Raw genomic sequence first — 15,710 nt, 5'->3', positions numbered from 1 at the left:
GGCTTGGGCAATTGTCTGACTCCATCGAATGCGGGAAGTGCATTGGCCAGCTCAATCGAAGGTCATACTTCGGTTTAATGAGCGCCGATAAGTGCTTCAATTTGCGAATTTTTCGTGGTTTTACTACACTTGGCGAACGATCCCGCCGCTCCATCAAGAACACCAATGAAATCCGACAAGCTCCTGTCGTTCTCACTGATGCCGTCGTCGGTTATCAGCACCGCGTTGTCGGTTGCTGTATCCGTCGCGATCAGTGCGACGCTCGTGGCGCCTGAGGGCGCCTTTGCTGCGTCGCAAGACGCTGCACCGGCCAAAACGGCCAAGGCGAAAAAGGCCACCAAGAAGGTTGCGAAGGCTGAGCCGGAATCGGCAAAGGCCACCAAAAAGGCGGGCGCAACCCGTACCGTCGCCGCGAAAGACGACGATGCGCGTCCGGTGGCGAAAAAGCGCCGCGTCACTTATACGATGAACGGCCGCCATCATTCGGCGGTGCGCCGTGTCGCGTTCGAACCGCGCCAGCCGACCGTCGGTCAGGCGTTCGGTCTGCACGAGACGCCTGACTCGCTGATGCTGCGCTCGGGCGTTGCGTACGTGGTCGACCAGAACACGCTCGAGCCGCTGTTCGACAAGAACTCGCACGCCGTCGTGCCGATCGCCTCGATCTCGAAGCTCATGACGGCGATGGTCGTGCTCGACTCGAAGGAGTCGCTCTCGGAGCAAATCGAAGTCACGGACGAAGACCGCGACTACGAAAAGAACACGGGCTCGCGTCTTTCCGTGGGCTCGGTGCTCTCGCGCGAAGACATGCTGCACATCGCGTTGATGGCCTCGGAAAACCGTGCGGCGGCAGCGCTCTCGCGCTATTACCCGGGTGGCCGTCCGGCGTTCATCGCGGCGATGAACGCGAAGGCAAAGCAACTCGGCATGACCGATACGCACTTCGAGAATTCCACGGGGCTCACGAGCCACAACGTCTCGACCGCGCGTGACCTTGTGAAGATGGTGAATGCGGCCTACCAGTACCCGATGATTCGCCAGTTCTCGACCGACCGCAGCTACGACGTGTTCACGGGCAAGCGCAACCTCGCCTACAACAGCACGAACGCGTTGGTCCGCAATGCGTCGTGGGACATCGGCTTGCAGAAGACGGGCTTCATCAACGAAGCGGGTGAATGCCTCGTCATGCAGACGACGGTTCATAATCGTCCGGTGATCATGGTCCTGCTCGATTCGAGCGGAAAGTATTCGCGCTTCGCGGATGCAACGCGCGTACGCACGTGGCTCGACAATGGCGGCGCCGACCAGCAGCCGCGCATTACGAGCGCCGACGCAGGCGGTCCTGGCACCTGATCCCAGTCGTTTCCGATTTACCCGACAAACGCCCCGCAACTGCGGGGCGTTTTGCTTTCTGATGCGTGGTGGTCGTACTATGACGATCGGCAGACTGTCTCGTCGTTTGGTTCGTCGGCAACATTGCCCGGTAAGTACCTGGCGCCCATTCCCGCCTGGCTTTTGTGCCCGGTGATACGGGGTTTTGATGGTTGTCAATTGACAACCAATCAGACGATGCATACACTGAGTTTGTCGATGAGACGTTCGCACCCAAAGAAAGAGATCGAAGCCGTGCTTGCTTACGCCGAGAAACAAGGCTGGTTAGTTCAGCCAGGTAAAGGCCACGGGCACGCGTGGGGTCGCATGTACTGCCCATACAACCATGCCGCCTGTCGTTGCGGGGAATTCTGCATCACGAGCATCTGGACCACGCTGCGTAACGCGGGCAATCATGCCTATGTGCTCAAACGAGTGGTCGACAATTGCACGACCCATCGTAACAACGCGGCAGCCGCATGTGCGGCGGCCGTTGCGCCGGAGTAACGCATGGATTATCTGTTCACTCTCAAGTACCAACTGCCGGCCGAAGACAGCGATCACGAGGCGCTCGTGGAGCGCCTCGCCGTCGCAGGCTGCGACGACGCGACAATCGGCGTTGGGTTGCCAGGTCGAATCGCGCTGACGTTCATGCGCGACAGTGCGAATGCATGGTCGGCAATCTATTCGGCGCTGCAAGACGTCAAAAAGGGGGTGCCTGCCGCGCGCCTCGTAGAAGCCGCGCCAGATTTCGTCGGCTTGACCGATGCCGCCGACTTGACCGGCATGTCGCGCCAGAACTTGCGCAAGCTGATGCTCGGGCACGCGGCGGAATTTCCCCAGCCCGTGCACGAGGGCAATCCGTCGCTATGGCATTTGAGCGACATCCTGGCCTGGCTGACGGGTCGCGACGGATACAGCATCGACTCGGCGCTGCTCGAAACGGCGCGCATGGCGAAGCAGGTGAATCTCGCAAAAGAAGCGCGCCATCTCGATACGAAGCTGAATCGCAAGCTCGATGAACTGGTGGTGTGAGGACGGCGGCGAGCCAAAAAAAAGCGGAGGGCACGCCTCCGCTCTTCTCGATTCTGCCTCGCGCTGACTTCACGCGGGCTGCGCGTTGCCTTCAGCGGGCTCCGCGTGATAGCCCAGCGACTCCGAAATCGTGAGCGCCGTCTTGCTCAATTGACCGAGCCACGAATCTTGCAACCGATCCGCGGGCGCGGAGAGCGAAAGGCCTGCTACGAGCTTGCCGGTATCGTCGTAGATGCCAGCGGCGATGCACCGTACGCCGAGTTCGAGCTCCTCGTTGTCACGTGCGCAGAACTGCTGCCGTACGTGGGCGAGTTCGCGCTCGAGGCGCCCAAGGTCGGTAATGCTGTTGCGCGTATGGCCCGAAAGGCCGGTGCGCGTGGCGTAGGCGCGTACGCGGTTCGCTTCGTCGGCGGCGAGAAAGAGCTTGCCGACCGAAGTGAGGTGCAGCGGGGCCCGCCCGCCAATGGCGCGCACCACCTGCATGCCCGAGCGCTCCGAGTAGGCGCGTTCGATATAGACGATTTCGTCGCCCTGGCGCACAGAGAGGTTGACGGTCTGACCCGTGAGGCGGTGCAGTTCGCGCATCGGTGTGAGCGCCGCGTCGCGCACGGAAAGGCGTGCCTTCACCAGGTTGCCGAGTTCGAGCAGCCGCATGCCAAGCCGGTAGGTGCCCGGGTCGGAGCGGTCGACGAGCCGGCAGCTCACCATATCGTTCAGGATGCGGTGCGCAGTCGAAGGGTGCAGTTCGGTGCGCTGCGCGAGTTCCTTCAGGCTGACCGGGTCGCTGTGCGCGGCCAGCGCGTCGAGCAGGCGCATCATGCGCTCGATCACCTGAATCGAGGTCTTCGGATCTGGATGGGTGTCGCTCATGAGTTCAGATTCGTTTGACGCTTGAGGCGGAAATGCATTGTATCTCGTATTGTGAAAAAAGTAAGCGGTAGGGCGGAGGCTTGTGCTGCGCTGCGGCGGGCCGGCGAGGGTGATGCAGACCCGCGTTGGTCGTGGCGACGAAACAGCGGATAATCGGGGACGGTTTTAACGAGGAGTCCCCATGCGAGTCGGTTTGTTCGTCACGTGCCTCATCGACACGATGCGTCCGGAAATTGGCTTTTCGGCGCTCAAATTGCTCGAAGAGGCAGGCTATGAAGTCGTCGTGCCGCCTGCGCAGACCTGCTGCGGCCAGCCGGCCTACAACTCAGGCGAGCGCGCGCTCGCGCGTGATCTCGCGGAAAAGACGCTGCGCGAATTCGAGCAGTTCGACTATGTCGTCGTCCCATCGGGCTCCTGCGGCGGCATGATCCGCGTGCACTACGGCGACCTGTTCCGGGACGATCCGGAACTGATGGGGCGCTACGGCAAGTTGCGTGAGCGCGTCTACGAACTCACGGATTTCCTCGTCAACGTCGCGAAGGTCACGCTGCCGCAAGGGGAGTTCAGCGGGCCGGTGACCTACCACGACTCGTGCTCGGGCCTGCGCGAACTTGGCGTGAAGGCACAGCCGCGCACATTGCTCGCCCAGCGCGGCGTCGAAGTGCATGAGATGAAGGATTGCGAGCACTGCTGTGGTTTCGGCGGCACCTTTGCCGTGAAGTACGGTGACATTTCGACGGCCATTGCCGACGAAAAATGCGCAAATGTTCAGGCGAGCGGCACGGGCGCCGTGGTGCTCGGCGACCTCGGCTGCATGCTGAATATCGAAGGCCGCCTGCGCCGCACCGGCGACACCGCCACGCGCGTGCTGCACGTTGCCCAGGTGCTGGCAGGCGACGTGTGATGCGCCGCTGGTTGCCATCGCGCCTTTTGCGCGCAGTGCACGAATAGCCCCAGATCCTGCCGAACACCGCACAACATCGCCCACACGCCATGCAAGTCCAATCGATGCAGTTCAAGGCGCGCGCCGGCCAGAAGCTGGCCGATGAGCGCCTGCAGCACAACCTCAAGAAGCTCTCGACGAAGTTCGTCTCGGCGCGCGCCGAGGCGATCACCGCGATCGATTTCCCCGCCACGCGCGCCGCGCTCAAGGCGCGCCGCAACCGCGCGCTCGAGAATCTCGATGTCTGGCTCGAACAGTTCGAAACCGAGGCAACGCGGCGCGGCGTGACCGTGCTCTACGCGGAAACGGCGCAGGATGCGGCGAAGCTCGTCGCGGACATCGCGCGGCGCCACGACGTGCACAAGGTCATCAAGACCAAGTCGATGGTTTCGGAGGAAATGCGGCTCAATACGGTGCTCGCGGAAATGGGCGTGCAGTCTATCGAGACCGATCTGGGCGAGTACATCCTGCAGATCAACGACAACGAGCCGCCGAGCCACATCATTGCGCCCGTCGTCCACAAGGACAAGGATGAGATCGCCGATCTCTTCGCGAAAACGCACGACAAACCGCGTCTGACCGAAATCCCCGATATGACGCGTGAGGCGCGTGAAGTCCTGCGTCCGCATTTTCTCTCGGCGGATATGGGCGTGACGGGTGGCAACTTCCTCGTCGCGGAAACCGGCTCGGTCGTGCTCGTGACCAACGAAGGCAACGAGGGCATGTGCACGGTGATGCCGCGCGTGCATGTGGCGGTGACGGGCATCGAGAAGGTGCTGCCTACGCTTGAAGACCTCGCGACGGCCATGCGTCTGTTGCCGCGCTCGGCAACGGGGCAGGCCACGTCGAACTATTTCTCGGTTTTGACGGGCCCGCGCGGACCCGAAGACCAGGACGGCCCGGAGCATATGTACGTCGTACTCGTGGACGGCGGCCGCACTGGCCTGATTGGCGGGGAATTCCAGGAGATGCTGCGCTGCATCCGTTGCGGGGCGTGCATGAACCACTGCCCTGTCTATCAGAAGGTGGGCGGCCATGCGTACGGCTGGGTCTACCCGGGACCGATGGGCTCCGTGCTCACGCCAAGCTACGTCGGTCTCGAAAAGACACTCGATCTTCCTCAGGCCGCTACGCTCTGCGGCGAATGCAATAGCGTCTGCCCGGTGGGCATTCCGCTGTCGGATTTGCTGCGCAAACTGCGCGAGAAGCAAGCGGAGCGGCATCTGCGCCCGTGGCGCGAGCGTGCGGCGCTCGCCGCGTGGGGCTGGCTCGCGCTGCATCCAACGGCCTACGCATTGCTCACCAAACTCGGCGTGCGGATCCTGGAGCGCATGGGCGGCCAGGCCCGGCTCATTCGCAAGCTGCCATTTGCGCGTGGCTGGACCAACGGGCGCGACATGCCCGCGCCGGTCGGCCGCACGTTCCGCGAACTGTACGCGGCGCGGCACACGCATCTGGACACGACAAAGCGCCCCGAACAGGCCTGACGCGCGCCCATCGGTCAAGCTCAGGTCGCCGACTATTTAAGCTGGCGCAACAGTGTGTTCGTCCGGACCGGGTTTTTCCTGATTGCGACTCTCTATATCATCTCGACTGGCGATAGTGCGTCCGCACCTGTCGCTTCACAGTCGATAGAGAGTCGCATCATGAGAAAGAAAATAACGGTGTACTGGCCGCTGGCGCTGATCGTGCCGCTCGCGGTGATCGCATGGGTCCATGCATGGAAAACCGCCGAGCAGCAAATGCCGCTCGCAGCCGATCAGGTCACGGCGGAACTTGCGCGCGCGGTCTCGTATGGCCTCGTGGGCAGCGAAGGCAAGACGCCGGTGAAGGCAATGAACAGTATTGCGCCGCTGCCGCGAGCCAGCGCGATCTGACGATCCCGCTGGCGTCAACGCGCAGCGCGCACTTCGTGCGCTTTGTATAATTCAAGATTCGCCTGCGCGCACTGAACGCCGACCGCTGTTTCAGCCCCCACGAATGAAAAAGGTTTCCGTCTGCTTCGTTTGTCTTGGCAACATCTGCCGCTCGCCCACGGCCGAGGCCGTGATGTTGCGCCTCGTGGATGAAGCGGGGTTGGCGGGGCACGTCGAGGTCGATTCGGCGGGCACGGGTGACTGGCACATCGGCGAGGCGCCCGACGCGCGCGCGCAGCGGGCAGGCGGCCAGCGCGGCTACGATCTCGCGCCGTTGCGCGCCCGCCAGATCGCTGCCGAGGACTTCGGCCGCTTCGACCTGATCGTGGCGATGGACGACGCGAACGTCAGCGCGCTTCAGGATGTCTGCCCGGCGAGCGAGCGCGACAAGATCCGTTTGTTGATGGAGTTCGCACCGCAGGCGCAAGCGCGGGTGGTAGTCGATCCCTATTTCGGCGGCGACGCAGGCTTCGAAATGGTGCTCGATCAGTGCGAGGCTGCCTGCGCGGGTCTGCTCGCCGCATTGCGTGGGCAACTGGCGGACTGAGATGAGCGGCGTGGATCTGCCGGATGCAGAAATCGCGCCATTTTTGCGATTCGCAGCGCACCTAATAACCCAGATCGCGACGTTGATACTTGACTAAACTAGTCATGTATTTATACTTGACGAAAATTGTCGAGAATTGCGGTTCCCCTACATCATGAGACTCACCACCAAAGGCCGTTTCGCCGTCACGGCGATGATTGACCTGGCCCTGCGCCAGGAGCAGGGCCCGGTGACGCTTGCGGGTATCAGCCAGCGGCAGCATATCTCGCTGTCGTACCTCGAACAGCTGTTCGGCAAGCTGCGCCGTCATGAAATCGTCGAATCGGTCCGCGGGCCGGGCGGCGGGTACAACCTCGCGCGTCGCGCGGAGGATGTCACGGTCGCGGACATCATCATTGCCGTGGACGAGCCGCTCGACGCCACGCAGTGCGGCGGCAAGGGCGCCTGCGAGGGCACCAAGCAGCACGACGGCCACTGCATGACGCACGAACTCTGGTCGACGCTGAACCAGAAAATGGTCGAGTACCTCGATTCGGTGTCGCTCAAGGATCTGGTGGACAAGCAGCGCGCCCGCGAAGGCGCCGCGCCCGCCGTCCTGCGCGACCGCCGCGCCGAGGCGCCGCCGGTGGAGCCGGTCAGGGCGGTGCCGCTAGGTCCGAACTCGATCTTCAACATGGCGGGTTCGTAGCCCCTTCGAGCGCCGCCAGAACGCCGTAGTTGGCCGCAGTTGACAATACAGACAGTACAGCGCAGCACACAAGATTCCCCGGAGCGATAGATGAATAACGACATTCCCCACCTGCCCATTTACATGGACTACAGCGCGACGACCCCCGTCGACCCGCGCGTGGTGGACAAGATGATTCCGTATCTGCGTGAGCAGTTCGGCAATCCGGCGTCGCGCAGCCACGCTTATGGCTGGGACGCGGAGCATGCTGTCGAGGAAGCGCGCGAGCAGGTCGCCGCGCTCGTCAACGCCGACCCGCGCGAAATCATCTGGACCTCTGGCGCGACCGAATCGGACAACCTCGCAATCAAGGGCGCCGCGCACTTCTACAAGAGCAAGGGTAAGCACATCATCACGGTCAAGACCGAGCACAAGGCCGTGCTCGACACCTGCCGTGAACTCGAGCGCGAAGGCTACGAAGTCACCTATCTGGACGTCAAGGACGACGGCCTGATCGACCTCGACGTGTTCAAGGCCGCGCTGCGTCCCGACACGATCCTCGTTTCCGTCATGCACGTGAACAACGAGATCGGCGTGATCCAGGACATCGAGACGATCGGTGAGATCTGCCGCGAGAAGGGCATCATTTTCCACGTCGATGCCGCGCAGTCCACGGGCAAGGCGCCCATCGACCTGCAAAAGCTCAAGGTCGACCTGATGTCGTTCTCGGCGCACAAGACCTACGGCCCGAAGGGCATCGGCGCGCTGTATGTGCGTCGCAAGCCGCGCGTGCGCATCGAAGCGCAGATGCACGGCGGCGGTCACGAGCGCGGCATGCGCTCGGGCACGCTGGCTACGCACCAGATCGTCGGCATGGGCGAAGCGTTCCGCATCGCGCGTGAAGAGATGGCCACGGAAAACGAGCGCGTGCGCATGCTGCGCGACAAGCTCCTGCGCGGCCTGAAGGAAATCGAAGAAACGTATGTGAACGGCGACATGGAACAGCGTGTCCCGCACAACCTGAACATCAGCTTCAACTTCGTCGAAGGCGAGTCGCTGATCATGGCGGTCAAGGACGTGGCGGTGTCGTCGGGTTCGGCTTGCACGTCTGCGTCGCTCGAGCCGTCGTATGTGCTGCGCGCGCTCGGCCGCAACGACGAACTGGCGCACAGCTCGATCCGCTTCACGGTGGGCCGTTTCACGACGGAACAGGACGTCGATTACGTCATCAACCTGCTGAAGACGAAGATCGCCAAGCTGCGCGAGTTGTCGCCGCTGTGGGAAATGCACCAGGACGGCATCGATCTGTCGACCATTCAGTGGGCGGCGCACTAAGGCTTTCGCGGCGCAGTCAGCATCGCGTAGTTGCATCGAAAACGAACCGGCCGCAGCGCAATGAGCAGAGCACTGCATGCAGCGCGGCCAACGAATTGAAGGAGTGTGATCATGGCATATAGCGACAAGGTTCTGGACCACTACGAAAACCCGCGCAACGTCGGCTCGTTCGCCAAGGACGACGACGCGGTCGGCACCGGCATGGTCGGCGCGCCGGCGTGCGGCGACGTGATGAAGCTGCAGATTCGCGTGGGCGCGGACGGCGTGATTGAAGACGCAAAGTTCAAGACCTACGGCTGCGGCTCGGCGATCGCTTCGAGCTCGCTCGTGACCGAGTGGGTGAAGGGCAAGACGCTCGACCAGGCCCTCGACATCAAGAACACGCAGATCGCCGAAGAACTGGCGCTGCCGCCGGTGAAGATCCACTGCTCGATTCTCGCGGAAGACGCGATCAAGGCAGCGGTCGCTGATTATCGCCAGCGTCACACGACTGAAGCGAAGGCCGACGCGGCTTAAGCGCAGCAGCGTCGATGCAGGACGGCGCCGGACCATGGGGTGCGGCGCTCTGGGACTAACGATTTTGGATGCAGCAGGGTTGCGTCGCGACGCAAGGGAAGGCGAAAGCCGAACCCGGCGGCGCGAGGCGCGGCGAAGATGCTATGGCAATTACGTTGACTGAAAAAGCGGCACAGCACGTGCAAAAGTACCTGACCCGTCGCGGCAAGGGCGTGGGCCTGCGTCTTGGCGTGCGCACGACGGGCTGCTCGGGCCTCGCGTACAAGCTCGAGTACGTCGACGAGCTCGCGCCCGAGGACAACGTCTTCGAGAGCCACGGCGTGAAGGTCATCGTCGACCCGAAGAGCCTTGCCTATATCGACGGCACGCAACTCGACTTCGTGCGCGAAGGCCTGAACGAGGGCTTCCGGTTCAACAACCCGAATGTGAAGGACGAGTGCGGCTGCGGCGAGTCCTTCCGCGTTTGAGCCCGCGTCGAGCGGTGAAAAGGCGGCCTGTGCCGCCTTTTTGATTTTGATGGCCCTGATAGACCCACCCGAACGTTCCAGCCGATGAGCACGCCTTCCACGTCTACCCGATCGCTCTCCGACAGCCACTTCGTGCTGTTCGGCCTGCCCGAGCAGTTCGCGATCGATGCGAACGCGCTCGACCACGCCTACCGCACGGTGCAGGCACAGGTGCATCCCGACCGTTTCGCTGCGGCCGGCGAGGCGCAAAAGCGCATCGCCATGCAATGGGCGACGCGCACGAACGAGGCGTACCAGACGCTGCGCGATCCGCTCAAGCGCGCGAAGTATCTGCTGCATTTGCGCGGTATCGACGTGGGCGCAGAGAACAACACCGCGATGGAGCCCGCGTTCCTCATGCAGCAGATGGAGTGGCGTGAGGCGATCGAAGACGCGGTCGGCGCGAAGAACGTCGATGCGCTCGATGCGCTCGCGGGCGAGCTGCGCGACGACGAACGCGTGCGCTTCACGAAGCTCGCGGCGCTGCTCGACAGCGGCTCGAACCAGCCGGCCGCCGAGGCGGTGCGCCAGCTCATGTTCATTGAGCGCGTGGCGGGCGAGATCGACTCGCAGATCGAGCGTCTCGAAGGCTGAAGCGGATATCGGGCGCTCGCGCTCATCAGGTTTAAAGCAGGTTAAAAAGCAGATTACACAGATGGCATTACTGCAAATCTCCGAACCCGGCATGGCGCCGGCGCCGCATCAGCGGCGACTCGCCGTCGGCATCGACCTCGGCACGACGAACTCGCTGGTCGCAGCGGTGCGCAGCGGCGTGCCCGACGTGTTGCCCGACGAAGACGGCCACGTGCTGCTGCCTTCGGTCGTGCGCTATCTCGCGAATGGCGGCCGTCGGATCGGCCGCACGGCGAAGGCTGAAGCCGCCACCGATCCGCGCAACACGATCGTGTCGGTCAAGCGCTTCATGGGCCGCGGCAAGTCCGAAGTCGAAGGCGCGGCCAACGCGCCGTACGATTTCGTCGACGCGCCGGGGATGGTGCAGATCCAGACCGTGGACGGCGTGAAGAGCCCCGTCGAAGTTTCGGCGGAGATTCTCGCGACGCTGCGCCAGCGCGCCGAAGACACGCTCGGCGACGAGCTCGTCGGCGCCGTCATCACGGTGCCTGCGTACTTCGACGAAGCGCAGCGCCAGGCGACCAAGGACGCCGCGCGTCTCGCGGGCCTGAACGTGCTGCGTCTGCTCAACGAGCCGACCGCGGCGGCGATTGCCTACGGGCTCGACAACGGCGCCGAAGGTCTCTACGCGGTCTATGACCTCGGCGGCGGCACGTTCGACCTGTCGATTCTCAAGCTCACGAAGGGCGTGTTCGAAGTGCTGGCGGCCGGCGGCGATTCGGCGCTCGGCGGCGACGATTTCGACCACGCGCTCTTTGCGTATGCGCTGGAGCAGTCCGGCATCGAGCGCGCGAGCCTCGCACCCGAAGACGTGCGCCTGTTGCTCGACCGCGTGCGCGATGCGAAGGAGGCGCTCTCGTCCGCGCCCGAGGCGCGCATCGAGGCGAGCCTGTCGAACGGCAAGCAGATCGCGCTGACGATCGACGAGCCGCGCTTCGAAGCGCTCACGCAAGCGCTCGTGCAGCGCACGCTCACGCCGACAAAGAAGGCGCTGCGCGACGCAAAGGTGGCTGCGAAAGACGTGAAGGGCGTGGTGCTGGTGGGCGGTGCGACGCGTATGCCGGTGATCCGCCGCGCCGTGGAGCAGCACTTCGGCCAGGCGCCGCTTACGAATCTCGACCCGGACCAGGTCGTCGCGCTCGGCGCGGCGATCCAGGCCGACCTGCTCGCGGGCAACCGCGGCGGCGAGGACGACTGGCTGCTGCTCGACGTCATTCCGCTGTCGCTCGGTGTGGAGACGATGGGGGGCCTCGTCGAGAAGATCATCCCGCGCAATTCGACCATCCCGGTCGCGCGAGCGCAGGACTTCACGACCTTCAAGGACGGCCAGACGGCCATGGCGATTCACGTCGTGCAAGGCGAGCGCGAACTCGTTGCCGACTGCCGCTCGCTCGCGCGTTTCGAACTGCGCGGCATTCCGCCGATGGCGGCGGGCGCGGCGCGCATTCGCGTGACTTACCAGGTGGATGCGGACGGCCTCTTGTCCGTGTTCGCGCGCGAGCAGCTCTCGGGCGTGGAAGCGTCGGTGGTGGTGAAGCCGTCCTACGGTCTCGCCGATGACGACGTGGCCCGCATGCTCGAAGACAGCTTCAAGACCGCCGAAGTCGACATGCGCGCCCGCGCGCTGCGCGAGGCACAGGTCGAGGCGCAACGCATCATCGAAGCGACGAACGCCGCTTTGGGCGCCGATGGCGAACTGCTCGACGAAGCCGAGCGTGCGCAAGTCGACGCGCTGATCGCCGCGCTCGCGCAAGTCGCGCAGGGCGACGACGCCGGCACGATCGAAGCGGCGACGAAGGCGCTTTCCGAAGGCACCGACGAGTTTGCCGCGCGCCGGATGAACAAGGGCATCAAGCGCGCGCTGGCGGGCAAGAAGCTCGACGAGATCGGCTGAAGCCGCGGTTAAAAGCGTGGCTGAAACCTCAACAGCTTAAAGGTGAACGCGTCGTTAGCAAACGGCGCGCGCGTGCGTGCTTTCCCGATGTGGCGGAGCACGCACCGACAGTAGAATGGGCACATGCCGCCGTCGGAGGCGGGGCATGCGCCCGATATGAAAGTTATTGGATACGGAAATCACAATGCCTCAAATCGTGGTGCTGCCCCATGTCGAACTGTGCCCTGAGGGTGCGGTCATCGACGCCAAGCCGGGCGAGAGCGTGTGCGACGCGCTGCTCGAACACGGTATCGAAATCGAGCACGCATGCGAGAAGTCGTGCGCCTGCACGACCTGTCACGTGATCGTGCGCGAAGGTTTCGATGCGCTCGTGCCGTCCGAGGAAGACGAAGACGATCTCCTCGACAAGGCGTGGGGACTCGAGCCGACATCGCGGCTGTCGTGCCAGGCCATCGTGCCTGCGAACGACGATCTGGTGGTCGAGATTCCGCGTTACTCGATCAACCACGCGAAGGAAAACCACTGAGCCACTGAACATCAGGAGGAGCGCGCAGCCATGAAATGGACCGATACGCAGGACATCGCGATGGCCTTGACGGACACCCATCCAGAAGTGGACCCGCAGTACGTGCGCTTCACCGATCTGCACCGCTGGATCACGCAGCTCGACGGCTTCGACGACGACCCCGAGCGCTCGAACGAGAAGATTCTCGAGGCGATCCAGGCGGCGTGGATCGAAGACGCGGACTACTGATTCCCGGCACGCCCGCGAAGCAGACGAAAAGACGAGAAAAAGGCGATTTGCCCTTACGGCAAATCGCCTTTTTTATTGCGCAACTAGCTTCCCGGCGTCAGCGCAATCAACCCGCGACCAGCGTGCCGTTCTCCACGCGCACGCGCTCGCCCTGCTGGAACGGCGGCGCTTCGTGATACGTGAAGTAGCGCGTCTTGCCGTTCTCCATGCGCACGCGCACCGAATAGGTTGTCGTGCTGCGCAGGTGCTTTTCGACCGAGTTGCCCGCGAAGCCGCCACCGAGTGCACCTAGCAACGTCATGGCCGTGCGGCCGTTACCCGAGCCGAACTGGTTGCCGACCACGCCGCCGGCCACCGCGCCGCCCACTGCGCCGATACCGGTACCGTGGCCTTCTTGCTTTGCCTCGGAAATCGCGACGACCGTGCCGCACGTCGAACACGCGGGCTGGGCGGGCGGCGCTTCCTGTGCGTACTGCTGTTGCGAAGGCTGCGGCGGCTGGCCAGGCTGTTGACCATATTGCTGCGCAGGCGCGACGGGCACGGCCGCTGGCTGTTGAGCCTGTACCGGCGCCGGTTGCGTCTCGGTGGGCGCATTCTGGTCGTTCTGCGCGTATTGCGAAGCCTGCACCGGCCTCGTCGAGTCAACGACAGCCGGCTGTGAAGCCATCATCGACGTCTGGCCCGTCTGCACCTGAGCGCTTTGCTCGGTGGTGCTGGAGGCTTTCGGGAAAACGCCGGTGATGGCTGCGGTGGCCGCGAGGCTTGCGACGATGACGGCCGCCGCCGCGGTTGCGATCAATGGGTGGAGGCGGCGTTTCGGTGTGATTGGATCAGTTGTGTTCATGACAGGCTCCGTCTTTGGCAGAGTTGGCTCGCTTGTGAGACTTGTGAGACCCAGTGTGAGCCAATCCAATTCTGTGAGCGTTTCAATTTGTAACCCGGCGCATCGGCGGCATTGTGACGAACAGTGCGCAATCGTCGCGCAGCGTTGCACAGCGCGGTTTTCCACGCTGGCGCAATGGATGTGCCCGTTTCAGCCGTTGCGCTAGCCGGCAGATCTTACCGATGGTTACAAACCTGGGCGTTGAGATGCCATAAAGAAACGGGGCGCATGCGGTGTGAACCGCATGCGCCCCGTCATGTCAGGCAGAGCTTGCGCTTAGTCTTCGCGGCGCAGGTGCGGGAAGAGGATCACGTCACGGATGCTCGCGCTGTCCGTGAGCAGCATGATCAGGCGGTCGATGCCGATGCCGCAGCCGCCCGTCGGGGGCATGCCGTACTCGAGCGCGCGGATGTAGTCGGCGTCGTAGAACATCGCTTCTTCGTCGCCGGCGTCTTTCTGCTCGACCTGCTTCTTGAAGCGGGCGGCCTGGTCTTCCGGATCGTTCAGCTCCGAGAAACCGTTGGCGATCTCGCGGCCCGTGATGAACAGCTCGAAGCGCTCGGTAATGCCCGGCAGCGTGTCCGAGGCGCGAGCAAGCGGCGAAACTTCGACAGGGTAGTCGATGATGTAGGTCGGCTCCCACAGCTGCGACTCGGCGGTCTCTTCGAACAGCGCCAGTTGCAGCGAACCCACGCCCGCATTCAGGAACTGCGGCTGGTTTGCGTCCACGCCGAACTTCTTCAGTTCCGAGCGCAGGAAGGCGGCGTCGGCGAGTTGCTCGTTCGTGTACTGCGGCGCGTACTTCTGGATCGCCTGGACGATCGTCAAGCGATGGAACGGCTTCGAGAGGTCGAGTTCGCGGCCCTGATACGTCAGCACGGCGGTGCCGCTCGCGTCGATGGCGGCCTGGCGGATCAGCTGCTCGGTGAAGTCCATGAGCCACGCGTAGTCGGTGTACGCCGCGTAGAACTCCATCATCGTGAATTCCGGATTGTGACGCGGCGAAACGCCTTCGTTACGGAAATTCCGGTTGATTTCGAACACGCGCTCGAAGCCGCCCACGATCAGACGCTTCAGATACAGCTCGGGCGCGATGCGCATGAACATCTGCATGTCGAGCGCGTTGTGATGCGTGACGAACGGCTTGGCGGCCGCGCCGCCCGGGATCGGGTGCAGCATCGGCGTTTCGACTTCCATGAAGTCTGCGTTCGCCATGAAGTTGCGCACCGACGAGATTGCCTTGGTGCGCGCCTGGAACGTCTGACGCGCTTCGGGCGTGACGATCAGGTCGACATAGCGCTGGCGATAGCGCATTTCCTGGTCGGAGAGGCCGTGGAACTTGTCCGGCAGCGGGCGCAGTGCCTTCGAGAGCAGGCGCAGTTCCGTGCAGCGGACCGAAAGCTCGCCCTTGTTGGTGCGAAACAGCACGCCCTTGGCCGCGACGATGTCGCCCAGGTCCCACTTCTTGAACGCTTCGTAGGTGGCTTCGCCCACGTCGGCGGGCGTGATGAAGAACTGGATCTGGCCCGAGCCGTCGCGCACCGTGGCGAAGCTCGCCTTGCCCATCACGCGCTTGAGCATCATGCGGCCGGCAATGGCGACTTCGAGCGGATTCGCTTCGAGCGCGTCCTTGTCGGTGTCGGCGTAGTCGCGCTGCAGGTCGGCGGCGTGGTGGGTGGGGCGGAAGTCGTTCGGATAGGCGACGCCTGCCTCGCGCAGTGCGCGCAGTTTCTCGCGACGCTCGGCGATGATCTGGTTGTCGTCGAGTTCGGGCGCGGCGCTGGGCGCGTTCTGCTGGGTCGGTTCGGTCATGATGGCTCGGAGTTCTTTGATTCGCAGGTGT

The 15,710-nt window shown here is 63.5% G+C and carries 18 protein-coding genes; 15 read left to right on the top strand and 3 right to left on the bottom strand.

All coding sequences use genetic code 11. The annotated features are described in order from the left end of the window. Positions 1-165 precede the first annotated feature (165 nt). The 3 genes from pbpG (at position 166) to U5A52_RS12585 (ending at position 2,403) form a co-directional block, all read left to right on the top strand. Entirely contained in the window at positions 166-1,350 is a 1,185-nt protein-coding gene (gene pbpG / locus U5A52_RS12595) for a D-alanyl-D-alanine endopeptidase (protein WP_321934911.1), read from the top strand. A gap of 237 nt (positions 1,351-1,587) precedes the next feature. Then, positions 1,588-1,875 carry a hypothetical protein gene (locus U5A52_RS12590; RefSeq protein WP_321934910.1) on the top strand — a complete coding sequence of 96 codons (288 nt, stop codon included), beginning with the start codon at positions 1,588-1,590 and terminating at the stop codon, positions 1,873-1,875. Between the two features lie 3 nt (positions 1,876-1,878). Next, positions 1,879-2,403: a DNA-binding protein gene (locus U5A52_RS12585; protein ID WP_321934909.1), complete on the top strand. Its 525-nt coding sequence runs from the start codon at positions 1,879-1,881 to the stop codon at positions 2,401-2,403. Between the two features lie 69 nt (positions 2,404-2,472). Here the strand turns inward: U5A52_RS12585 and U5A52_RS12580 are convergent, their stop codons facing one another. Beyond that, positions 2,473-3,273, bottom strand: a complete 801-nt coding sequence (locus U5A52_RS12580; protein WP_321908974.1) for an IclR family transcriptional regulator — start codon at positions 3,271-3,273, stop codon at positions 2,473-2,475. 181 nt (positions 3,274-3,454) lie between these two features. On the opposite strand from U5A52_RS12580, the gene U5A52_RS12575 reads away from it, so the two are divergent. From U5A52_RS12575 to iscX, 12 genes are all read left to right on the top strand, one after another. Continuing rightward, the gene (locus tag U5A52_RS12575; protein WP_321908971.1) at positions 3,455-4,177 is read left to right on the top strand and encodes a (Fe-S)-binding protein; all 723 of its coding nucleotides are present in this window, start codon (positions 3,455-3,457) and stop codon (positions 4,175-4,177) included. Positions 4,178-4,266: 89 nt separating this feature from the next. Then, on the top strand, positions 4,267-5,703 hold the full coding sequence (locus tag U5A52_RS12570; protein WP_321908970.1) for a lactate utilization protein B: 1,437 nt from the start codon (positions 4,267-4,269) through the stop codon (positions 5,701-5,703). A 159-nt stretch (positions 5,704-5,862) separates the two neighbouring features. Beyond that, positions 5,863-6,093 carry a hypothetical protein gene (locus U5A52_RS12565; RefSeq protein WP_321908968.1) on the top strand — a complete coding sequence of 77 codons (231 nt, stop codon included), beginning with the start codon at positions 5,863-5,865 and terminating at the stop codon, positions 6,091-6,093. Between the two features lie 103 nt (positions 6,094-6,196). Beyond that, positions 6,197-6,679: a low molecular weight protein-tyrosine-phosphatase gene (locus U5A52_RS12560; RefSeq protein ID WP_321908966.1), complete on the top strand. Its 483-nt coding sequence runs from the start codon at positions 6,197-6,199 to the stop codon at positions 6,677-6,679. A gap of 154 nt (positions 6,680-6,833) precedes the next feature. After that, a complete protein-coding gene (gene iscR, locus U5A52_RS12555) occupies positions 6,834-7,367 on the top strand; it encodes a Fe-S cluster assembly transcriptional regulator IscR (protein WP_321908964.1) in 534 nt (177 codons plus the stop codon). Positions 7,368-7,457: 90 nt separating this feature from the next. Further along, a complete protein-coding gene (locus tag U5A52_RS12550; RefSeq protein ID WP_321934908.1) occupies positions 7,458-8,681 on the top strand; it encodes an IscS subfamily cysteine desulfurase in 1,224 nt (407 codons plus the stop codon). A 111-nt stretch (positions 8,682-8,792) separates the two neighbouring features. Continuing rightward, on the top strand, positions 8,793-9,197 hold the full coding sequence (gene iscU / locus U5A52_RS12545; protein ID WP_028216879.1) for a Fe-S cluster assembly scaffold IscU: 405 nt from the start codon (positions 8,793-8,795) through the stop codon (positions 9,195-9,197). Positions 9,198-9,340: 143 nt separating this feature from the next. Beyond that, the gene (gene iscA / locus U5A52_RS12540) at positions 9,341-9,664 is read left to right on the top strand and encodes an iron-sulfur cluster assembly protein IscA (RefSeq protein ID WP_028210067.1); all 324 of its coding nucleotides are present in this window, start codon (positions 9,341-9,343) and stop codon (positions 9,662-9,664) included. A gap of 84 nt (positions 9,665-9,748) precedes the next feature. Further along, positions 9,749-10,297, top strand: a complete 549-nt coding sequence (gene hscB, locus U5A52_RS12535) for a Fe-S protein assembly co-chaperone HscB (RefSeq protein ID WP_321908959.1) — start codon at positions 9,749-9,751, stop codon at positions 10,295-10,297. 61 nt (positions 10,298-10,358) lie between these two features. Continuing rightward, positions 10,359-12,230 carry a Fe-S protein assembly chaperone HscA gene (gene hscA / locus U5A52_RS12530; RefSeq protein WP_321908957.1) on the top strand — a complete coding sequence of 624 codons (1,872 nt, stop codon included), beginning with the start codon at positions 10,359-10,361 and terminating at the stop codon, positions 12,228-12,230. Positions 12,231-12,414: 184 nt separating this feature from the next. Further along, complete coding sequence (fdx, locus tag U5A52_RS12525; protein ID WP_158757575.1) at positions 12,415-12,756, top strand: ISC system 2Fe-2S type ferredoxin; 342 nt, start codon at positions 12,415-12,417, stop codon at positions 12,754-12,756. 30 nt (positions 12,757-12,786) lie between these two features. After that, positions 12,787-12,984 carry a Fe-S cluster assembly protein IscX gene (iscX, locus tag U5A52_RS12520; RefSeq protein WP_028204168.1) on the top strand — a complete coding sequence of 66 codons (198 nt, stop codon included), beginning with the start codon at positions 12,787-12,789 and terminating at the stop codon, positions 12,982-12,984. A 106-nt stretch (positions 12,985-13,090) separates the two neighbouring features. On the opposite strand, the gene U5A52_RS12515 is transcribed toward iscX, so the two are convergent. Next, positions 13,091-13,828, bottom strand: a complete 738-nt coding sequence (locus U5A52_RS12515) for a glycine zipper 2TM domain-containing protein (RefSeq protein ID WP_321908955.1) — start codon at positions 13,826-13,828, stop codon at positions 13,091-13,093. A gap of 315 nt (positions 13,829-14,143) precedes the next feature. Further along, positions 14,144-15,679, bottom strand: a complete 1,536-nt coding sequence (gene lysS / locus U5A52_RS12510) for a lysine--tRNA ligase (RefSeq protein ID WP_321908954.1) — start codon at positions 15,677-15,679, stop codon at positions 14,144-14,146. Positions 15,680-15,710: the final 31 nt, after the last annotated feature.

Source organism: Paraburkholderia sp. J8-2 (assembly GCF_905220195.1).
In the GTDB taxonomy this organism is placed as follows: domain Bacteria; phylum Pseudomonadota; class Gammaproteobacteria; order Burkholderiales; family Burkholderiaceae; genus Paraburkholderia.
The sequence above is the reverse complement of the archived record's forward strand: the minus strand, read 5'-3'. Positions and strand labels throughout refer to the sequence as shown.